This window comes from Mesorhizobium sp. P160187, from assembly GCF_057766425.1.
Map to the genome: position 1 here is coordinate 635,952 of NZ_JBYMDX010000005.1, position 19,539 is coordinate 655,490.

At 63.9% G+C, this 19,539-nt stretch carries 16 protein-coding genes and 1 tRNA gene; 9 read left to right on the forward strand and 8 right to left on the reverse strand.

Annotated elements, in window-relative coordinates:
* Positions 1–123 precede the first annotated feature (123 nt).
* From AC3CCE_RS27735 to AC3CCE_RS27750, 4 genes are all read left to right on the forward strand, one after another.
* Positions 124–1,047 (forward strand): ABC transporter permease subunit, encoded by a 924-nt coding sequence (locus tag AC3CCE_RS27735; protein ID WP_023684574.1) that lies wholly within the window; start codon positions 124–126, stop codon positions 1,045–1,047.
* Positions 1,048–1,056: 9 nt separating this feature from the next.
* Positions 1,057–2,184: an ABC transporter permease gene (locus tag AC3CCE_RS27740; protein ID WP_023725230.1), complete on the forward strand. Its 1,128-nt coding sequence runs from the start codon at positions 1,057–1,059 to the stop codon at positions 2,182–2,184.
* A gap of 47 nt (positions 2,185–2,231) precedes the next feature.
* Positions 2,232–3,851, forward strand: a complete 1,620-nt coding sequence (locus AC3CCE_RS27745; protein ID WP_023725229.1) for an ABC transporter ATP-binding protein — start codon at positions 2,232–2,234, stop codon at positions 3,849–3,851.
* A gap of 66 nt (positions 3,852–3,917) precedes the next feature.
* Positions 3,918–4,385 (forward strand): hypothetical protein, encoded by a 468-nt coding sequence (locus tag AC3CCE_RS27750; protein ID WP_155923821.1) that lies wholly within the window; start codon positions 3,918–3,920, stop codon positions 4,383–4,385.
* A gap of 14 nt (positions 4,386–4,399) precedes the next feature.
* Here AC3CCE_RS27750 and AC3CCE_RS27755 read toward each other — a convergent pair.
* Positions 4,400–4,476 (reverse strand) — tRNA-Pro (locus AC3CCE_RS27755).
* Positions 4,477–4,676: 200 nt separating this feature from the next.
* Here AC3CCE_RS27755 and AC3CCE_RS27760 point away from each other — a divergent pair.
* On the forward strand, positions 4,677–6,197 hold the full coding sequence (locus AC3CCE_RS27760; protein ID WP_352625958.1) for a phosphomannomutase/phosphoglucomutase: 1,521 nt from the start codon (positions 4,677–4,679) through the stop codon (positions 6,195–6,197).
* Positions 6,198–6,208: 11 nt separating this feature from the next.
* Positions 6,209–8,446, forward strand: a complete 2,238-nt coding sequence (locus tag AC3CCE_RS27765; RefSeq protein WP_352625959.1) for a mannose-1-phosphate guanylyltransferase/mannose-6-phosphate isomerase — start codon at positions 6,209–6,211, stop codon at positions 8,444–8,446.
* A 189-nt stretch (positions 8,447–8,635) separates the two neighbouring features.
* Here AC3CCE_RS27765 and betB read toward each other — a convergent pair whose 3' ends face one another.
* From betB to betI, 5 genes are read right to left on the reverse strand one after another with little or no spacing between them, the layout of a single operon-like run.
* Positions 8,636–10,099, reverse strand: a complete 1,464-nt coding sequence (gene betB, locus AC3CCE_RS27770) for a betaine-aldehyde dehydrogenase (protein WP_352625960.1) — start codon at positions 10,097–10,099, stop codon at positions 8,636–8,638.
* 51 nt (positions 10,100–10,150) lie between these two features.
* On the reverse strand, positions 10,151–11,803 hold the full coding sequence (gene betA, locus AC3CCE_RS27775) for a choline dehydrogenase (protein ID WP_023692768.1): 1,653 nt from the start codon (positions 11,801–11,803) through the stop codon (positions 10,151–10,153).
* A 3-nt stretch (positions 11,804–11,806) separates the two neighbouring features.
* A complete protein-coding gene (locus AC3CCE_RS27780) occupies positions 11,807–12,811 on the reverse strand; it encodes a threonine/serine dehydratase family protein (protein WP_023687208.1) in 1,005 nt (334 codons plus the stop codon).
* Positions 12,808–14,337, reverse strand: coding sequence for a choline-sulfatase (gene betC, locus AC3CCE_RS27785; protein WP_023687209.1), 1,530 nt, complete (start codon positions 14,335–14,337; stop codon positions 12,808–12,810). Before betC ends, AC3CCE_RS27780 begins: the two co-directional genes overlap by 4 nt.
* 8 nt (positions 14,338–14,345) lie before the next feature.
* Positions 14,346–14,936 (reverse strand): choline-binding transcriptional repressor BetI, encoded by a 591-nt coding sequence (betI, locus tag AC3CCE_RS27790; protein WP_023692769.1) that lies wholly within the window; start codon positions 14,934–14,936, stop codon positions 14,346–14,348.
* A 199-nt stretch (positions 14,937–15,135) separates the two neighbouring features.
* On the opposite strand from betI, the gene AC3CCE_RS27795 reads away from it, so the two are divergent.
* Both AC3CCE_RS27795 and AC3CCE_RS27800 read left to right on the forward strand, forming a co-directional pair.
* Positions 15,136–16,302 (forward strand): acetyl-CoA acetyltransferase, encoded by a 1,167-nt coding sequence (locus AC3CCE_RS27795; RefSeq protein ID WP_023698158.1) that lies wholly within the window; start codon positions 15,136–15,138, stop codon positions 16,300–16,302.
* A gap of 28 nt (positions 16,303–16,330) precedes the next feature.
* Positions 16,331–17,335: an asparaginase gene (locus AC3CCE_RS27800; protein WP_023735549.1), complete on the forward strand. Its 1,005-nt coding sequence runs from the start codon at positions 16,331–16,333 to the stop codon at positions 17,333–17,335.
* On the opposite strand, the gene AC3CCE_RS27805 is transcribed toward AC3CCE_RS27800, so the two are convergent.
* Complete coding sequence (locus AC3CCE_RS27805; RefSeq protein ID WP_352625961.1) at positions 17,328–18,683, reverse strand: TIGR03808 family TAT-translocated repetitive protein; 1,356 nt, start codon at positions 18,681–18,683, stop codon at positions 17,328–17,330. The genes AC3CCE_RS27800 and AC3CCE_RS27805 overlap by 8 nt on opposite strands.
* A 139-nt stretch (positions 18,684–18,822) precedes the next feature.
* Between AC3CCE_RS27805 and greA the strand changes: the two genes are divergently transcribed.
* Positions 18,823–19,296 carry a transcription elongation factor GreA gene (gene greA / locus AC3CCE_RS27810; protein ID WP_023670749.1) on the forward strand — a complete coding sequence of 158 codons (474 nt, stop codon included), beginning with the start codon at positions 18,823–18,825 and terminating at the stop codon, positions 19,294–19,296.
* 111 nt (positions 19,297–19,407) lie between these two features.
* Here greA and AC3CCE_RS27815 read toward each other — a convergent pair whose 3' ends face one another.
* Complete coding sequence (locus AC3CCE_RS27815; protein WP_023732052.1) at positions 19,408–19,539, reverse strand: AbrB/MazE/SpoVT family DNA-binding domain-containing protein; 132 nt, start codon at positions 19,537–19,539, stop codon at positions 19,408–19,410.

The following is a 19,539-nucleotide window of genomic DNA, read 5'->3' on the forward strand; positions in this document are numbered from 1 at the left end:
CGGTCATCGCACCGGTCCGAAAGTCGTGGTCGATTTTCGGCAAGCCCGGTGCGAAGATTTGGCGCCGGAGCGTGGCAATGCGTCTGCATGGACGTATGTCGCTCTGGCCGAAGCGGGGCGCCGATGCTGCGATACATCTTACGGCGGCTTTTGACCGCCATTCCGACGCTGTTCGTCATCGTGACAATGGCGTTCTTCCTGATACGCGTCGCACCGGGCGGCCCTTTCAATCAGGAGCGGGGCCTCAGTCCCGAGATCAGGGCCAATCTGGAAGCACAGTTCGGCCTCGACGATCCGCTCTGGCTGCAATATGCCCACTATCTTGGCAATCTCCTGCGCGGCAATTTCGGGCCGAGCTACAATTTGCCTGACTTCACCGTCACCGAACTGTTTGCCAAGGGGCTGCCGATATCGGTCCAGCTCGGCACCTCCGCGCTGATCCTGGCGCTGCTGCTTGGTTCGGTGCTCGGCACCATCGCCGCGCTAAACCAGAACAAGCTTGGCGACTATACGGTGATTGCGCTGGCGACCGCCGGCAGCACTATCCCCACCTTCGTCATCGCTCCTGTGATTCAGCTGGTGTTCGGATTGACCTGGAAGCTGTTGCCGATCGGCGGCTGGGGTGATGGCGCATTGATCAACAAGATCGGCCCGGTGCTGACGCTGGCCTTGCCGCAGATCGCCATCGTTGCCCGCCTGATGCGCGGGTCGATGATCGAGAGCTTGCGTTCGCATCATATCCGAACGGCGCGTGCGCTCGGCCTCTCCGACTGGTCGGTGGTGGTCAAGCACGCGCTGCGCGGCGCCATCCTGCCGATCGTTTCCTTCACCGGCCCGGCAGCCGCGGCGCTGCTCACCGGTTCGGTCATCGTCGAGACCATCTTCTCCATTCCCGGTGTCGGCCGCTATTTCGTCGATGCCGCGCTCAACCGCGACTACACGCTGGTGATGGGGACCGTGGTGGTGATCGCGCTCTTCACCATCGTCTTCAACCTGATCGTCGACGTCATGTACGCGGTCGTCGACCCGAGGGTACGCTATGACTGAGGGTGCGCTATGACTGACATCACAGCCGCCGCCGCTCCGCCGGCCGTCGTCGGCCGCTCGCTCTGGGGCGACGCATGGGCGCGCCTCAAAGCCAACCGCGCCGCCATGTTCAGCCTCTATTACCTGGCCTTCATTGGCGTCATCAGCATCTTCGGCCCCTGGTTCGTGCCGCATCAGTACACCACCATCTATGCCGACTATGTGCGCACGCCGCCAAGCTTTTCAGCCTATCCGGAGCCCGACATGATCGAGACGGCGCTCAAGGATGCCATCAAGCGCATGCGCGTCGACATCAAGGAGTGGAAACTGGACGGCAGTCGCGTCACCGTCACCGTCACCTCGACCAAACCGATCGACGACCGCAACATCCGCTATCTCGACCGCTCCGATGCCTTCGACGATACCAAGATAGTGAGCAAATCGGGCGACGGGCTCGAATTGACTATGACTGCGTCGGTCAAACAGCAGTACTTCCTGTTCGGCACCGACAACACCGGTCGCGATCTTCTCTCGCGAACGCTGATGGCAGGGCGCATCTCGCTGGCCATCGGCCTGCTTGCCGGCATTGTCGCTGTGGTCATCGGCGTCCTCTACGGGGCGGCGGCCGGCTTTTCCGGCGGCAAGATCGACGAGGTGATGATGCGCATCGTCGACGTGCTCTATTCCTTGCCCTTCATTTTCTTTGTCATCATGCTGGTGGTGTTCTTCGGCCGCAACTTCGTGCTGATGTTCCTGGCGGTGGGAGCGGTGCTGTGGCTCGACATGGCGCGCATCGTGCGCGGCCAGGCGCTGTCGATCCGGCGGCAGGAGTATGTCCAGGCGGCCGAAGCCATGGGCGTCGGCCAGCGCGGCATCCTGCTGCGCCATGTCATCCCCAATCTGCTCGGACCAGTGGTGATCTACATGACGCTGCTGGTGCCGCAGGTCATCATCCTGGAAAGCTTCCTGTCCTTCCTCGGCCTTGGCGTGCAGGAACCGATGACCAGCTGGGGCGTGCTCATCTCGGTCGGCGCCAAGAACATCGGCACCGCCAACTGGCTGCTTTTGTTCCCCGCCTTCTTCCTCGTGTCGACGCTGTTTGCGCTCAACTTCGTCGGCGACGGCCTGCGCGACGCGCTCGATCCAAGAGACCGATGAAGATTGGACCGATAAAGATGGGGACCGATAAGATGAGGACCGTTGCGATGGAAACGCCCGAAACGATCCTCAGCGTCAAGGACCTTCGCGTCCGCTTCCGCACGCTCGACGGCGCGGTCGAAGCGGTCAAGGGCATCAACATCCACGTCAAGGCAGGTGAAACCGTTGCCGTGGTCGGCGAATCCGGATCCGGCAAGAGCCAAACCATGATGGCGGCGATGAGCCTGCTGGCGTCCAATGGCGAGGCGACGGGTCACGTCGATTATCGCGGCCGCAACCTTTTGACCATGAGCAAGCCCGACCTCAACAAGGTGCGCGGCGCCAAGATCAGCATGATCTTCCAGGAGCCGATGACCTCGCTCGATCCACTCTATTCGATCGGCAACCAGCTTATCGAACCGATCCGCAAGCACCGCGGGCTGAACGCTGCCGAGGCGCGCGAGGAGGCGCTCAAGCTCTTGCGGCTGGTGCATATTCCTGATCCCGAGCGGCGGATGAAATCCTATCCGCACGAAATGTCGGGTGGCCAGCGCCAGCGCGTCATGATCGCCATGGCATTGGCCAACGACCCCGACATCCTGATCGCCGACGAGCCGACGACGGCGCTCGACGTCACCATCCAGGCGCAGATCCTGGTTCTCCTCGCCGAACTGCAGCGCAAGCTCGGCATGGCCATCGTCTTTATCACCCACGACCTCGGCATTGTCAGGCGCTTTGCCGACCGCGTCTATGTCATGCGCTATGGCGAAGTCGTCGAGGAAGGCGAGGCGGAAGCGCTGTTCGCCAATCCCCAGCATGCCTATACGAAAATGCTGCTGGCCGCCGAGCCGACCGGCACCAAGGCGGCGCCGCCGGCCAACGCACCGGTGCTGCTCGAGGGCAGGAATGTCGAGGTAACCTTCAAGATCGGCGGTGGCTTCCTTGCCGGCGAGCCGCTGCTTTTGCGCGCCGTCGATCACATTTCGATCCGGCTGAAGCGCAACCAGACCATCGGTATCGTCGGCGAATCCGGTTCGGGAAAATCGACGCTCGGCCGCGCACTTCTGCGCCTGTTGCCCAGCGACGGTGTCATCCGCTTCGGCGACCGCGACATCTCCACCGCCGACCGCCAGGCGATGCGGCCGCTGCGGCGGGAGATGCAACTCGTCTTCCAGGATCCGTTCGGCTCGCTGTCGCCGCGCATGACCGTCGGCCAGATCATCACCGAAGGGCTTCTGGTGCATGAGCCGAACCTGTCAGGCAAGCAACGCGATCAGCGCGCCGTCGAGGCCTTGCTCGAGGTCGGCCTCGATCCCAACGCACGCAACCGCTACCCGCACGAATTCTCCGGCGGCCAACGCCAGCGCATCGCCATCGCGCGTGCCGTGATCCTGAAGCCCAAACTGGTGGTGCTGGACGAGCCGACTTCGGCGCTCGACCGCTCGGTGCAGAAGCAGATCGTCGAATTGCTGCGCAAGCTGCAGGCCGACCACGAACTATCCTACCTCTTCATCAGCCACGATCTCTCCGTGGTGCGCGCCATGGCCGACTACATCATCGTCATGAGGCAGGGCAAGATCGTCGAGGAAGGCCCGACCGAACAGATATTCAGCAACCCGCAGGCCGCCTACACCCAGACGCTGATGGCTGCGGCGATCGATGTCACGCGCTTCCGGCTGAGTGCTTAAGGCGTGACGTTGAGCAGATAGTCAGGGTAGGGCCAGTTCGCTTAGCCCGCTGACCTGGGACATCTGTTGGCTCTTGTCGCGACAATGGCCTCTTGCCGCTGCTTCAGCAGTTCGATTCTGGCCGTCTCACGGTTGGCCACTGCGCTCTTCACGCGCGTGCCGCCGAGCAGCCAGTTGGGAACGCTGGTGTTGGTGACCCTGCCGCGGGTGATGGCGGTTTGCGAGATGTCGCGCGCGGTATCGCCTACCGCGTTGTTGAGCTCGGCGCATGTCATGCTGTCGTATTTCGCCGGGTTCACCGCGCTGCCCAGCGATGAGCAGCCTGCCGCCAAGGACAAAGCGAGCAGCGCTGACAGCCGGCTTGAAATCAACAAATTCATCTTCCGCAAACCTCGTTCCGGCCGCTGTCTCGGCGGCATTCCTATTATCGAGGTAGCGCGGAAGGTTGTCGCGTCAAAACACCATGCTGACAGCGACGCCGACGCGGCCGGTTTGCATCAAGCTATCTTGTGGGTCGGGAGAACAAACACCTAAGTGTCTGTTTTTTCTGGTCGGAGTGGCAGGATTTGAACCTGCGACCCCCTCGTCCCGAACGAGGTGCGCTACCAGGCTGCGCTACACTCCGTGACCAGACCGCGGGCTTATAGCTGCCGCATACCGTTCCCGCAAGCGGCAATGGCAGCGCTTCTGTCGCATTTCGTTGGCTTTCGTCGGGCATTGCCGCAAAGCTTGGATTTCCCGCCCGGGATAAACCCCGCTTAAAGCCTTGTGTGCTAGGCAGCAGCCTCGATAAATCGTGTTTTCGCCATCTGGAGCTTTGCTGTCTTGCCCCTGAAAATCGTAGGCGACGCCCGGCCCAACAGCTTCGAATTCGAAACCGAAGCGCTGATCAAGGCGTCCGGCTTTCGCGAATACGACGCGCGCTGGTGGTTTGGCCATGCCGGCTCCACCCAACCGCCGGAGCTGAACCTGATCGGCGTCCAGGCGCTGGGCATGGGCCTGGGCACTTTGATCCGCCGTCTTGGCGCGGGTCCCGACATCGTCACCGGGCATGATTTCCGCTCCTATTCGCTTGCCATCAAGCTGGCGCTGGTTTCCGGCCTGATGGCTGCGGGCGCAAAGGTGAAAGACATTGGCCTGGCGCTGTCGCCCATGGCCTACTTCGCCCAGTTCGCGCTCGACGCGCCTTCCGTCGCCATGGTCACCGCATCGCACAACGAGAATGGCTGGACCGGAGTCAAGATGGGTGCGGCGAGGCCGCTCACCTTCGGACCGGAGGAGATGAGCGCCCTGAAACAGATCGTGCTGTCGGGCGATTTCGATCTTGCCGGCGGTGGCTCCTACGAATTCGTCTCCGGTTTTCGCGAGACCTATCTCGACGATCTGGTGAGCGACAAGCGCATCGCGCGAAAGCTGAAAGTCGTGGCCGCTTGCGGCAACGGCACTGCCGGCGCCTTCGCGCCACAGGCGCTGGAGCGCATCGGCTGCGAGGTGATCCCGCTCGATGTCGAGCTCGACCACAGTTTTCCGCGCTATAACCCGAACCCGGAAGACATGCAGATGCTGCATGCCATCAGGGACAAAGTGCTGGAAACAGGTGCTGATGTCGGGCTGGGCTTTGACGGCGACGGCGACCGTTGCGGCGTGGTCGACAATGAGGGCAACGAGATTTTTGCCGACAAGGTCGGCGTCATGCTGGCGCGGGACATATCAACCCAATACCCCGGCTCGACCTTCGTCGTCGATGTCAAATCGACCGGCCTGTTCAACACCGACAGCGTTTTGCGTGGCAACGGCGCGAAGACAGATTACTGGAAGACCGGCCATTCCTACATCAAGCGCCGCGTCGCCGAGCTTGGCGCCGTCGCCGGCTTCGAGAAGTCGGGCCATTTCTTCTTCAATCCGCCGATCGGCCGCGGCTATGATGACGGTCTCATCACGGCAATAGCCATATGTGAGATGCTCGTCCGCAACCCCACAAGTTCGATGGCCGATCTCTATCGCGCGCTGCCGCTGACCTTCGGCACGCCGACCATGTCGCCGCATTGCGCCGACGATGTGAAATACGGCGTGGTCGATCGGGTGGTGGCGGACTTCCAGGCGATGCAGCGCGCCGGCAAGACTTTTGCCGGCCAGAAGATCGCCGAGCTGATCACCGTCAACGGCGTGCGCGTCGTGGCCGAGGATGGCACCTGGGGGCTGGTGCGGGCGTCGTCGAACAAGCCGGAGCTTGTCGTGGTTGTCGAAAGCCCGGTATCGTCCGAGCGCCGCCGGCAGATGTTCGAGGCGGTCGACGCCGTGCTGCGCCGCAGCCCCGAAGTCGGCGCTTACAACCAGACGTTCTGATTGGACCTTTCATGAGCGAGCGCATCGTCAGTTTTGTCATGAGCGGCGGTGTCGGCTCGCGGCTGTGGCCGCTGTCACGCGAGGACAACCCGAAACAGTTCCACGATCTCTCCGGCGACGGCTCGATGCTGGCCAAGACCTTGCGCCGGCTGACGGCGCGGCCGGAAGGTGAGACGCCGATCTTCCTGATCGCCGCCGAGCGCCATGCCGAGCGTGTCCATGCCGACCTTGCCGGACTCGACCTCGCCGGCGGTGGCCCGCTGTTCGAGCCGACCGGGCGCAACACGGCTGCCGCCGTGGCGCTGGCCGCGCTGCGCACATTGTCGGAGTTCGGCGACAGCCTGGTGCTGGTGGTGCCGTCAGACCACGAAATCGCCACGCCCAAGCAGTTCTGGCAGAGCGTCGAGGCGGGCAGCCAGGCAGCGCTTGCCGGCCGTCTGGTGGTGTTCGGCATCAAGCCGGCGCAGCCCGAGCCCGGCTATGGGTATATCGAAGTCGCAGCCGAAAGCGGCGGCGTCTTCGACGTGTCGCGCTTCGTCGAAAAGCCCGACCTCGCCACTGCGCAGAGCTATCTCAGTGCGGGCACCTTCTACTGGAACACCGGCATTTTCCTGTTTCGCGCCGGCGCCATGCGCGACGCCTTCGCCACCTTCCAACCCGACATCTGGCAGGCCACCGAAACCGCCTACAAGGCGGCAACGAGCGACCTGTCCGGCCTCTATATGCCGCTCGACCTCTACGCCGCCATCCCGTCGAACTCGATCGACTACGCCATCATGGAACGGGCCAAGGACATCGCGATGGTGCCGGCCGGCTTCCGCTGGAACGACCTCGGCTCCTGGCAGTCGCTGCTTGATGTCGGCCCTGCCGACGCCAAGGGCAATGTCGTCGTCGGCGATGTTGTCGCCATCGATTGCGAGAACTCCTACATCAGAAGCGACGGCCGGCTTTTGTCGGCGATCGGCATGAAGGACGTCGCGATCGTCTCGACGGCGGATGCCACCTTCGTCGCGCCGGTCAGTCACAGCCAGCACGTCAAGAAGATCGTCGAGCAGCTGGAAAAATCGGGCCGTCTGGAAACCAGGTTCACCCCGGCACACGACCGCGTCATCGAGAGCGGTGCCTGGCGGCGGCGCGTGCATCACTGGCTGTTCGAGGAGACCTTGCCGCTGTGGTCGACTTCAGGCGTCGATGAGCGTCATGGCGGCTTCCACGAGGCGCTCGGCTTCCACGGCGAGGCGCTGTTGAAGCCCAAGCGCATGCGCACGACGGCGAGGCAAGTCTACGCCTTCGCCGTTGCCAAGGCCCGCGGCTGGGACGGTCCAGCCGATCGCCTGATCTCCCATGGCATCGCCTTCATGGCCGGCAAGGGCCGCACGGACCGGGGCGGCTGGGTGCGCACGCTCAATGTCGACGGCTCCGTCGCCGACCCAACCGAGGATGCCTACGACCATTCCTGCGTGCTGCTGGCGCTGGCGCATGCGCATATGTGCGGCAATCCGGATGCGCTGCGGCTGGGCCAGGAGACCTTCGTGTTCCTCGACGCGCATCTCGAGGACAGCCGCATGACCGGTTTCCTCGAGACGTCGGACGGGGAGGGCGAGCGGCGCTCCAACCCGCATATGCATCTGCTCGAGGCCTTCCTCGCCTGGTATGAGGCGACCGGCGACCGCACCTATCTGCGCCGCGCCGCGCGCATCATCGACCTTTTCCGCAGTCATTTCTTCGATGCCGAGAGCTGGACGCTGGGCGAATATTTCGACGCCGGGTGGAAGCCGGCCGCCGGCGAGAAGGGCACATGGACCGAGCCCGGCCATCATTTCGAATGGGCCTCGCTGCTCACCGATTTCGTCGCCCGCAGCGGCCAGGGCGAGTTGAGCAATTTTGCCCGCAAGCTCTACGCCTCGGCCATCGCCAACGGCCTCAACCGCGCCACCGGCCTTGCCTACGGTGCGGTCTCCCGGCAGGGCCTGCCGCTCGACCTCGTATCGCGCAGCTGGCCGCAGGCGGAAGCGATCAAGGCGGCGATTGCGCTGGATGGCTCGGGCGGTCCCGACCTCAAGCCCGAAATCGAGGCGCGCGTCGGCCGGCTATTCCGCTGGCACATCGACCCGGCGCCGCTCGGCCTGTGGATCGACCGCATCGACGAACGCGGCCGCTCCTTGGCATCGGACGTGCCGGCCAGCATCTTCTATCATCTGGTCTGCGCGCTGACGCAGTATCTTGATGGGACAGCGCAGAAGGGGTGAAGCGTTGGAGCTGCCAATCTCCCCCCTTGCGGGGGAGATGCCTGGCAAGGCAGAGGGGGGTGCTGTCCCGCCGACGTCTCAGCTACTCGAAGATCAGACCAAAGGTTGGCGATCCGTCACACCCCCCTCTGGCCTGCCGGCCATCTCCCCCGCAAGGGGGGAGATCAGCTGTCACTTCGCTTTCAACCCTCAATACGGGCTCGCTACATCCCCGGTCTCGACATACACCGCCTTCAGCTGCGAATAGAGCGCTAAAGCCGCCAGCGAGTTCTCGCGCCCGATGCCGGATTGCTTCACCCCGCCAAACGGAATTTCCACCGGCGTCAGATTGTAGGCGTTTATCCAGCAGGTGCCGGCCTGCAGTTCGGCGATCACCCTATGGGCGCGCTGCAGGTCGCGGGTGAAGACGCCGGCGGCGAGGCCGAATTCGGTGTCGTTGGCGCGGTCGATCACCTCGTCCTCGCCGTCGAACTTCAGCACGCTCATCACCGGCCCGAAAATCTCCTCGCGCGCAATGCGCATCGTATCGGTGACACCGGTGAACACCGTCGGCTCGACAAAGAAGCCGCCATCGAACCCTTGCAGCGACGGCACGTTGCCACCGCAGGCGAGCGTTGCTCCATCCTGCCTGCCGGCCGCGATGTAGGAAACGACCTTCTCCTGCTGCGCCTTGTTGACCAGCGGCCCCATCTGCGTCTCAGGATCGAGCGGATCGCCGATGCGGATCTTTTTCGTCCGCTCGACCAGCCGGTCGACGAAGCGGTCATGGATGCCGCTTTGTACGAAAACACGCGTGCCGTTGGAGCAGATCTGCCCGGTCGAATAGAAATTGCCGAGCATGGCGCCGCCGATGGCGTTTTCGAGATTGGCATCGTCGAACACGATCAGCGGCGACTTGCCGCCGAGTTCCATCGTCGCATGCTTCATCTTCGAACCGGCGAGCGACAGCACCTTGCGGCCGGTCGGCACCGAGCCGGTCACCGAAACCTTGGCAACGACATCGTGGCCGACGAGGCCGGCGCCGACATCGCCATAGCCTTGCACGACGTTGAACAGCCCGTCGGGCAGGCCCGCCTCTGAGTAGATCTCGGCCAGCGCCAGCGCCGACAGCGGCGTGTTTTCCGAAGGCTTGAATACCATGGCGTTGCCCATGGCGAGCGCGGGGGCGGATTTCCAGCCGGCGATCTGGATCGGATAGTTCCAGGCGCCGATGCCGACGCACACACCGAGCGCCTCGCGGCGCGTATAGGCAAAAGGTCCACCAAGATCGATCGCATCGCCGTTGAAGGCGGCAACCGCGCCGCCGAAATATTCGAGGCAGTCGGCGGCCGATAGTGCATCCGCCACCAGCGTCTCCTGGATCGCTTTGCCGGTGTCGAGCGTCTCGATCCGCGCCAGATCGGCGTTGCGCGCGCGCAAAATGTCGGCGGCGCGGCGCAGGATGCGGCCACGCTCGACCGGCTTCATCCGCGCCCAGGCCGGTTGTGCGGCCCGCGCGGCTTCGATGGCGAGCTCCAGCACGTTCGGAGTCGCCGAATGCAAGGTGGCGATGACCTCACCGGTCGCCGGATAGATCACCGGCAGCGGCGCGCCGCCTTCGTCCTCGATGTAGCGGCCGTTGACATAGTGCGATGCCGTTGGCTGGGCGCGCATGCTGTTCTCCAGATGTATTCGCTATTGCGGAGCAGTCCGCCGGACAATGCCCTATCGATCCGCCACCTGCCAGCGCGGATTGATCCAGGGTTCCTGGTTGGACGGCGCCAGTGGCGTGCGGCCGAGAATGTGGTCGGAGGCCTTCTCGCCGGTCATGATCGACGGCGCGTTGAGGTTGCCGTTGGTCACCCGCGGGAAGATCGAGGAGTCGGCGACGCGCAGGCCGTCGACGCCGATGACCCGGCACTCCGGATCGACCACGCTCATGATGTCGTCGGCGCGGCCCATCTTGCAAGTGCCGCACGGGTGGTAGGCACTCTCGGCATGATCGCGGATGAAGGCGTCGAGATCCTCGTCCGACTGGACGTGCGAACCCGGCGAGATTTCCTTGCCGCGAAAGCCGTCAAAAGCCTTCTGGCCGAAGATCTCGCGGGTCAGCCGGATGCAGTGGCGGAACTCGGTCCAGTCGTCTGGATGCGACATGTAGTTGAAGCGGATGACCGGCGTCGCTTTCGGGTCGGGCGAGCGCAGCGTCACCGAACCGCGCGACTTCGACCGCATCGGCCCGACATGCGCCTGGAAGCCATGCGCCTTCGCCGCCGCCTTGCCGTCATAGCGCACCGCCGCCGGGATGAAGTGGTACTGGATATCGGGGTAGTCGACACCGGCCTGCGAGCGTACGAAGGCCGCGGCCTCGAAATGGTTGGTGGCGCCGAGGCCGGTCTTGAAGAACAGCCACTGCGCCCCGATCAGCGTCTTGGAGAATGGGTTGAGAACCGAATTCAGCGTGATCGGCTGGGTCGATTCCTGCTGGATGTAGAGCTCCATATGATCCTGCAGATTGCGGCCGACACCGGGCCGGTCGGCCACGACCTGGATGCCGTTCTCCGTGAGATGCGCGGCCGGGCCGATACCGGATAGCATCAGGATCTTGGGCGAATTGATCGACGATGCGGCGACGATCACCTCACGTCGTGCCTTAACGACCTGAATCTGTTTGTGAGCTTCGATCTCGACTCCGACGGCACGCTGATTCTCGATGATCACCCGGCGGGCGAAGCCTCTGATCACGCTGACATTTTGCCGCTTGAGCGCCGGCTTCAGATAGGCCGACGCAGCCGACCAGCGGCGGCCGCCGCGAATGGTTTGCTCCATCGGTCCGAAGCCTTCCTGCTTCCAGCCATTGTAGTCGTCGGTCAGTTCGAACCCGGCTTGGCGGCCGGCCTCGACAAAGGCGCCGTAGAGCGGATTCTTGCGCGGGCCACGCTGGACGTGCAGCGGGCCGCCGTGGCCGCGCCAGCCGTCCTCGCCGCCGTCACTGTCCTCCATGCGCTTGAAATAGGGCAGCACGTCGGCGAAGCCCCAGCCGGCCGCCCCCTGTTCGGCCCAGTGGTCGAAGTCGCGTGCGTGGCCCCTGACATAGACCATGCCGTTGATCGAGGACGAGCCGCCGATCACCTTGCCGCGTGGCGTCGCCAGCACGCGGCCGCCGAGATGCGGCTCCGGTTCGCTGGCAAAGCCCCAGTCGTAAAGGCTCATGTTGAGCGGGATCGACAGCGCCGACGGCATCTGGATCAGCGGCCCGATATCGGTACCGCCGAACTCGATGACGATCACCGAATGCTTGCCGTCTTCCGACAGTCGGTAGGCCATGGCCGAGCCGGCCGAGCCGGAGCCGATGATGACGAAGTCTGCTTCAAGCATGGTTCACATGCGCCCATCGTTCATATGCGAAATAAAATCGGCGAGCGAGACATTGCCGCCGGTAGCCATGACCAGGACCGTTTTACCCGTCACATCCACCTTGCCGCCGAGAAGCGCCGCCAGAGAGGCGGCGCCCGATGGCTCGAGCACCAGCTTCATCCGTTCGAAGGCGATCTTCATCGCTCGCCTAACCGATTGGTCGTCGACGGTGATGCCGCGCACGCCAGCGGTCTTGACCGCCGCGAACGGCGCGTCGCCCGGCCGCCGCGACATCAGCCCGTCGCAGATCGATTTCGGCGCGATCGGCATGGTCTCGATGGCGCCATGCGCTAGCGATGCACCCATGCCGTTGAAGCCTTCCGGCTCGACGCCGATGATCTCGGTTGCCGGCGACAGATAGTGGAAGGCGAGCGAGATGCCGCCGATCAGTCCGCCGCCGCCGACCGAGCAGAACAGAAGGTCGGCACTGGCGTCCTTTGCCTCGAATTGTTCGAGCGCTTCGAGCCCGGCGCCGGCCTGGCCGGCAACGATCTCCGGATCGTCGAATGGATGCAGCAACGCCAGCCCTTCGGTCTCGGCAATCTCGCAGGCCTTGGCGGCTGCGACCTCTTCACGGGCGCGCTCGCCATGATCGGTCAGCACGACGCGCGCGCCATAGCCTGTGGTCGCATCGCGCTTGGCGGCCGGCGCGTCGATCGGCATGACGATGGTGACGGGAATGCCGAGCGCCTGGCCGGCAGCCGCCAACCCTTGCGCGAAATTGCCGGAGGAGTAGGCGACGACGCCTTTTATGGCCTCATCCGGCGACAGCCGCTTCAACCGCCAATAGGCCCCGCGCACCTTGAACGAGCCGGCCCATTGCAGTGATTCCGGCTTGATAAAGACGCGGGCCGCACCCGTCTCCTTGGCCAAGGCTGTCGATTCCAGCAAAGGCGTGATCTGCGTCGCCTTCGACGTCACGGCATAGGCCTGTCTGAGGTGCTCGAGGGAGGGGACAATTGTCATCATTCGCCTCGCGGAAAGCGTTTCTGTTCCTCGAGATTGTCGAGGTTCATGTGGTTGCGCATGTAGCGTTCCGACGCCTTCTGCAGCGGTTGGAACTCCCAGGGGTAATGCGTGCCGTTGCGTAGCGCCGGATAGACCACCCAGCGCCGCGCCTGGCTGGTACGCACGGCGGCGTCGAAGGCGGCCATGTCCCAGCGCGCTCGTACGGCTCCCGTGAAGGCCGCCACCAGATCGGCATGCGTCGGATCGGTGGCAAGATTGGTGAGTTCTTGCGGATCGGCTTCGAGATCGAACAGAAGCGGCGGATCGATCTCGCAATGGATGAATTTATAGCGGCCGTCGCGGATCGCCACCAACGGCGCGTTGGAGCCTTCGGCGGCATACTCCATCAGAACTGGAGCATCGCGTTTCGTGCCCTCGAGCAGCGGCAGCAGCGACTGGCCGTCGGTCCACGGCGCGATCGCCGAGATGTCGATGCCGGCGAGATCGCACAATGTCGGCGTCACGTCGAGATTGGAAACCGGCGCGTCGATCAGCCCCGCGGCAACGCCCTTGCCGGCGATCATCAGCGGCACCCGTGCCGAGCCCTCGAAAAAGTTCATCTTGAACCACAGGCCGCGCTCGCCAAGCATATCGCCATGGTCGGAGCAGAACAGGATGACCGTGTCGTCCAGCATGCGCGTACGTTCCAGCACTGACATCAACTCGCCGACCTTGTCGTCGAGATAGGAGATGTTGGCGTAGTAGCCGCGCCGCGAGCGGCGGATCTGCTCCGGCGTGATGTTGAAACTGTCGTAGTCGCTGGCGCGGTAAAGCCGCTGCGAATGCGGGTCCTGATCGGCATAGGGGATGAATCCCACCTCCGGTTCGAGCGCCGGACAATCTTCATAGAGATCCCAATATTGCCGCCGTGCGACATAGGGGTCGTGCGGGTGGGTGAAGGAAACCGTCAGGCACCAGGGCCGGCTGGCCGCATCGTCGGAGGTGCGGGCAAGGTCGTAGAGTTTTTGCACCGCGTGGAAGGCGACCTCGTCGTCATACTCCATCTGGTTGGTGATCTCGGCGACGCCGGCGCCGGTCACCGAGCCCAGATTGTGATACCACCAGTCGATGCGTTCGCCGGGCTTGCGGTAGTCCGGCGTCCAGCCGAAATCGGCGGGATAGATATCGGTGGTCAACCGCTCTTCGAAACCATGCAACTGGTCGGGGCCGACGAAATGCATCTTGCCCGACAGGCAGGTGTAATAGCCGGCGGCGCGCAGATGGTGAGCATAGGTCGGAATTGAGGAGGCGAACTCAGCGGCGTTGTCGTAGACTTGGGTGCGCGACGGCAATTGGCCGCTCATGAAGGCGGCGCGCCCCGGCGCGCAAAGCGGCGAGGGCGTATAATTGTTCCGGAAACGTGCCGCGCGCGCGGCCAGCTCCTTGAGATGCGGCGCGTGCAGGAAGTCCGCCGGTCCGTTCGGAAACAGCGTGCCGTTGAGCTGATCGACCATGACGATCAGGATGTTGGGTCGCCTTTGTGTCACTGAGGCTGTCACTGTGTCTGTCGCCCGCCGAGTTTGGTTTCCAGATAGTCCTCGACCAGCGCAATCGCGGTCGCCGCGTCCGGCACGCCGTCCTTCAGCGCCCGCCTGATGTAGAGCCCGTCGATCATCGCCGCGGTCGCTTCCGCCGCGCGGTCGGCTTCGTGCCTGGCCAAGATGCCGGTCAGCCCGCTCATTAGGTTGGAATGCAGCCGCCGCGCATAGACCCTGAGCAGCCGGCGCAAGGCCGATGATTTCTGCGCCTCGACATAGAAGGCGAGCCAGGCCGCGATGGTTTCCGGCTGGAACTGGATGTCGGAGAAGTTGACGGCCACCACGGCCGAAACACGTTCGCGCGGCGAGCCGGCGGATTGCAGCGCGCGCCGCATGTCGATCGTCAGCTCGGCCAGAATATGCCTCATCGTCGCCAGCAGCAGCTCATCCTTGGCGCCGAAATAGTGGTGAGCCAATGCTGACGACACACCGGCGCGCCCCGCTATCTCCGACATGGTCACGTCAAGCGAGCCGCGCTCGCCGATCGCCGAGATCGTCGCGTCGATGAGCGCCTTGCGGCGCAACGGTTCCATTCCGACTTTAGGCATGATGTTCCCGGCTTTTGCGGCGGAGATTATTTTTTATTGACGCGTCAATCAACAAAAAACGATCCGATTGGAACCTGCACCAAGCGATTGTCGGCTTGCGGCCCTTTTCGATGCGGGCGGGATTGTTTATATTTGAACAATAAAGGCGAAGTGCGCCATTTGCCCACATGTTAGGCTGGCGCCAAGGATGGAGACCGCCATGACCGCATGCATCGTTGGCTGGGCGCATTCGCGCTTCGGCAAGCTGGAAGGCGAGACGCTGGAAGGCCTGATCACCAAGGTCGCGGTCGACGCGCTCGACCATGCCGGCATCGGCCCGGATGAGGTCGACGAGATCGTGCTCGGCCACTTCAATGCCGGCTTTTCCCCACAGGATTTTACCGCCAGCCTCGTGTTGCAGGCCGACGACCGACTGCGCTTCAAGCCGGCGACGCGGGTCGAGAATGCTTGCGCCACCGGTTCGGCCGCGGTCCGGCAAGGCATCCGCGCCATCGACGCAAACGCTGCCCGCATCGTGCTGGTGGTCGGCGCCGAGCAGATGACGACGACGCCCGGGCCTGAGATCGGGAAGAACCTGCTGAAAGCTTCCTATCTGCCGGAGGAGGGCGACACGCCGGCCGGCTTTGCCGGCGTCTTCGGCAAGATCGCGCAGGCCTATTTCCAGCGTTATGGCGACCAGTCGGACGCGCTGGCGATGATTGCCGCCAAGAACCACAAGAACGGCGTCGACAATCCGTACGCGCAGATGCGCAAGGATTTCGGCTACGAATTCTGCCGCCAGGAAAGCGAGAAGAACCCCTTCGTCGCCGGTCCGCTGAAGCGCACCGACTGCTCGCTGGTCTCCGATGGTGCAGCCGCCCTTGTGCTGACCGACACCTCGACGGCGCTGAAGATGCGCCGCGCCGTCGCCTTCCGCGCCAACGAGCATGTCCAGGATTTCCTGCCGATGTCGAAGCGCGACATCCTGTCCTTCGAAGGCTGCGAACAGGCCTGGAACCAGGCGCTGAAAAAGGCCGGCGTGACGCTCGACGATCTCTCCTTCGTCGAAACACATGACTGCTTCACCATCGCCGAATTGATCGAATATGAGGCGATGGGCCTGGCCAAGCCCGGCGAAGGCGCCAGGCTGGCGCTGGACGGCACGACGGCCAAGGACGGCAGGCTGCCGGTCAATCCTTCGGGCGGCCTGAAGGCCAAGGGCCATCCGATCGGCGCCACCGGCGTGTCGATGCACGTCTTATCTGCCATGCAGTTGACGGGCGAGGCCGGCGGCATCCAGGTGCCGGGCGCAAAGCTCGGCGGCATCTTCAACATGGGTGGCGCTGCCGTCGCCAACTACGTTTCCATTCTCGACCGGATCAGGTAGAAGCGGCCCGTATTTTTGGGGCGTGGTGATGACAAATCCGGTTCTGGTCGAGGTCTTGCGCGGCGCGATCGTCGAGAGCGTCCATCGCGGCGCTGTCGCAATCTTCGACGGTGACGGCAAGCCTGTCCTGGAGATCGGCGATACGGCGCGGCCGGTGTTTCCGCGCTCGGCGGTCAAGGCGATCCAGGCGCTGCCGCTGGTTGAAACGGGTGCTGCCGATGCGTACGGCTTGGGCGACCGCGAACTGGCGCTGGCCTGCGCTTCGCATTCGGGCGAACCCGCGCATGTCGAACTGGCGCAGGCGATGCTGGCCAAGGCCGGGCTCGACAAGTCGGCGCTGGAATGCGGCGCGCATTGGCCGTCGAGCCACGACGCGACGATCGCACTGGCCCGCACAGGCGTCTCGCCGAACGCACTGCACAACAATTGCTCGGGCAAGCATTCCGGATTTCTCTGCACCTGCGTGCACTCAGGGATTGCCCACCAAGGCTACGTCAAGGCAGGCCATGGTTTGCAGGAGATGGTGCGCGACGCCATGCAGGCGGTGACCGGCGCTGCCCACGATGCGGATCACCGGGCAACCGATGGCTGCTCGATTCCCACCTATGCCGTGCCGCTGAAAAGTTTTGCCCTTGGCTTTGCCCGCATGGCGACGGGCAGGAGCTTTGGCCCTGAGCGCGCCAAGGCGGCCAAACGCCTGCTGTCTGCCTGTATGGCCGAGCCTTTCCTGGTCGCCGGCACCGGCAAAGTGGATGTGGCGCTGATGCAGGCCGCGCCCGGCCGCATATTCGTCAAGACGGGCGCCGAGGGTGTCTATTGCGCTGCCGTTCCGGAGCTTGGCCTCGGCATCGCGCTAAAATGCGATGACGGCGCCGGCCGCGCCGCCGAGGTGATGATTGCCACTGTGCTGGCAAAACTTCTCAGCGCCGACGGCGCACTGGCGGCGAACCTTCTGGAGCGGGCCAATCCTCCGATCGAAAGCCGCATTGGCGCCAAGGTCGGCTCGCTGCGGCCGACGACGACGCTCAGCTGACCCTGTTTCGCTCGACCGTCAGGTGCGCATAGCCGCTATCGCTCGACCGCGCGAGGTCGCCGGTCGCCGGTTCGGCCCAGCGCTGGCCGATGATGGCGCCGTTCTTGGCGCCGTCGATGACGTTGTCGGAAATGATGGCGTTTCCAGCGCCTTCTACCACAGTGACGGCGATGCCGGTTCCGGCCTGACGGATGATGTTTCCCGTCGCCACAACATTGCGCATATAAGCGCCCCAGCCGATCTGCATGCCGTAGAGCGGCGCGTTCTCGATGACATTGCCCGAGACGGTGGTGTCGGCCTCGACGCTGATACCGACGCCGAAGCCCGGCGCGTCGGCGGGGTAGGGGCCGGTGGTCGAGAGGTTGCGCATGATGTTGTTTGAGCAGACACCCATACGGCCGCCGTCGTTGAAATTGACGATCGAGATGCCGTTAGCGGCACCATCGACGATGTTGTTGCCGATGATGGCGCCTTCGAAGGAGAATTCGGAATAGAGCGCGGTTTCGCCCGACCGCGAGCAGGTGTTGCCGGTCATCTGCAGATTGCTGGAACTGTTGGCGCGGATCGCCGAGAAGGCGCAGTCCGAGACGATGTTGCCGGTGACCGAGACATTGCCGGCACGGAAGGCGTTGATGCCATTGCCGTTCTGCCCGGTGCCGCCGCCGCGCGCGCCGATCCGCTGCACGCGGTTGCCGCTGACGATCGTGCCGTCCTCGGCCTGCTGCCAGCGATGCACAAGAATGCCGCCATTGCCACAGTCGGATACGGTGTTGTCGGATATCGCCAGGCCAGCGGCCTCGACGGAGTAGATGCCGGCGTCCGCAGCCCCCGAAATCTCGGACCGCTCGATGCGGCCCGACGCATGCTCCAGCGCCAGCCCATGCTTGCCGCTGCCGGTGATCGTGCAATTGTCAATGACGAGATGGGCGACGCGGCGCAGGTCGAGCAGGCCTTGCGCATCGTCGGCCAACCCGCCGTTGGCGCCGTCGAAGACCAATGCGGTGAACTCTATATGCTCGGCCTGTCCGGCCGTCAGCAAATGGCCATTGCCGCCATAGAGGATGCGCGAGGCGCCCGGCACGCCCGAAAGCCTGACGCGGGCGGGCAGGGTCAGGTTGGACACGACATAGGTGCCCGGCGGCAGGAACACCGGCGCATTGCGCTGGCTTGCCTCGGCTAGCATCGTGGCGAAGGCCTTGCTCTGGTCGTCCGGTGCGTCCGGCTCCACGCCAAGCTCGGCGGCATTGATCGAGCCAAGCGCTGCCGTCTTCGCCAAGGCGTTGTCCAGCGAAACGCCGAGCACCGCAAAGCCGACAGTCCCCTTGAGAAGCGTTCGTCTGTTCAACATCGGCACAGATCCCTGCGATGAAATGGTTCTTCGCAGGAATTGGGCCAGCCGCATAGGTCTCCGCTCGGCAATAGTCCGACCAATGACCGGGTCCGCCAAGTGGCTTGTACAGTCGCCGAAGCGGGCCTAAGTTTATCCGATGAGCAGGGCTTTCACCCGCGAGGAAGACAGCGAAAACGCCATTGCCGGCATCGGCGAGCGGCCGATCAGCCAACACCGCAATCTGGTGACGGAGCGCGGCCTGGCGATGATCGAGGACAATCTGGCCGATCTGCGCGACATTTTGGCGAAAGCCGAGCGAAAAGCCGATCGCGAGCGCATTGCCGTCGTCTCGCGCGACCTGCGCTACTGGACAGCGCGCCGCGAAAGCGCCGAGCTTTCCGTGCCGGAACCGGGCAGCGACCAGGTGCGCTTCGGCATGGGTGTCACGCTGGAAAGCGATGACGGCAAGAAAGTGCACTGGAAGATCGTCGGCGAGGACGAGGCCGACCCCTCAAAGGGCAGCATCTCACACGTCTCGCCAATGGCCGTGGCGCTGTTCGGCAAGAAGGTCGGCGACGTCGCAAGCGTCAACGGCAAGGAATGGGAAATTGTCAAGCTGTCGGACGCCTGACGCCAGCTCACCCTATTTGCACAGCCAGCTTTCGCAACGCGGGCTCATACTTGTCCATGACATCGCGAGCAGCACGTATTTGCCGTTCGACGTCGTCACACGGCACCGGCCTTAGGATGATGCCGTCGTGGTTTCGATGATCTGGAGTTCATCGCCCACTTGCAGGCTCAAGCTGTCGAGCGTTTCCCGCGGCAGGATTACAACGCCCGATCCGTCCTCAAGTCCGTGAATGATGGTGTTCAT

What these genes read in the sequence shown, in the direction of transcription:
- AC3CCE_RS27765 (WP_352625959.1), top strand. Translation starts at nt 6,209, where the DNA reads ATGAGCGAGCGCATCGTCAGTTTTGTCATGAGCGGCGGTGTCGGCTCG.
- betI (WP_023692769.1), bottom strand. Translation starts at nt 14,936, where the DNA reads ATGCCTAAAGTCGGAATGGAACCGTTGCGCCGCAAGGCGCTCATCGAC.
- AC3CCE_RS27805 (WP_352625961.1), bottom strand. Translation starts at nt 18,683, where the DNA reads ATGTTGAACAGACGAACGCTTCTCAAGGGGACTGTCGGCTTTGCGGTG.
- AC3CCE_RS27740 (WP_023725230.1), top strand. Translation starts at nt 1,057, where the DNA reads ATGACTGACATCACAGCCGCCGCCGCTCCGCCGGCCGTCGTCGGCCGC.
- AC3CCE_RS27800 (WP_023735549.1), top strand. Translation starts at nt 16,331, where the DNA reads ATGACAAATCCGGTTCTGGTCGAGGTCTTGCGCGGCGCGATCGTCGAG.
- AC3CCE_RS27780 (WP_023687208.1), bottom strand. Translation starts at nt 12,811, where the DNA reads ATGATGACAATTGTCCCCTCCCTCGAGCACCTCAGACAGGCCTATGCC.
- betA (WP_023692768.1), bottom strand. Translation starts at nt 11,803, where the DNA reads ATGCTTGAAGCAGACTTCGTCATCATCGGCTCCGGCTCGGCCGGCTCG.
- AC3CCE_RS27745 (WP_023725229.1), top strand. Translation starts at nt 2,232, where the DNA reads ATGGAAACGCCCGAAACGATCCTCAGCGTCAAGGACCTTCGCGTCCGC.
- AC3CCE_RS27815 (WP_023732052.1), bottom strand. Translation starts at nt 19,539, where the DNA reads ATGAACACCATCATTCACGGACTTGAGGACGGATCGGGCGTTGTAATC.
- AC3CCE_RS27795 (WP_023698158.1), top strand. Translation starts at nt 15,136, where the DNA reads ATGACCGCATGCATCGTTGGCTGGGCGCATTCGCGCTTCGGCAAGCTG.
- greA (WP_023670749.1), top strand. Translation starts at nt 18,823, where the DNA reads ATGAGCAGGGCTTTCACCCGCGAGGAAGACAGCGAAAACGCCATTGCC.
- betB (WP_352625960.1), bottom strand. Translation starts at nt 10,099, where the DNA reads ATGCGCGCCCAGCCAACGGCATCGCACTATGTCAACGGCCGCTACATC.
- AC3CCE_RS27735 (WP_023684574.1), top strand. Translation starts at nt 124, where the DNA reads ATGCTGCGATACATCTTACGGCGGCTTTTGACCGCCATTCCGACGCTG.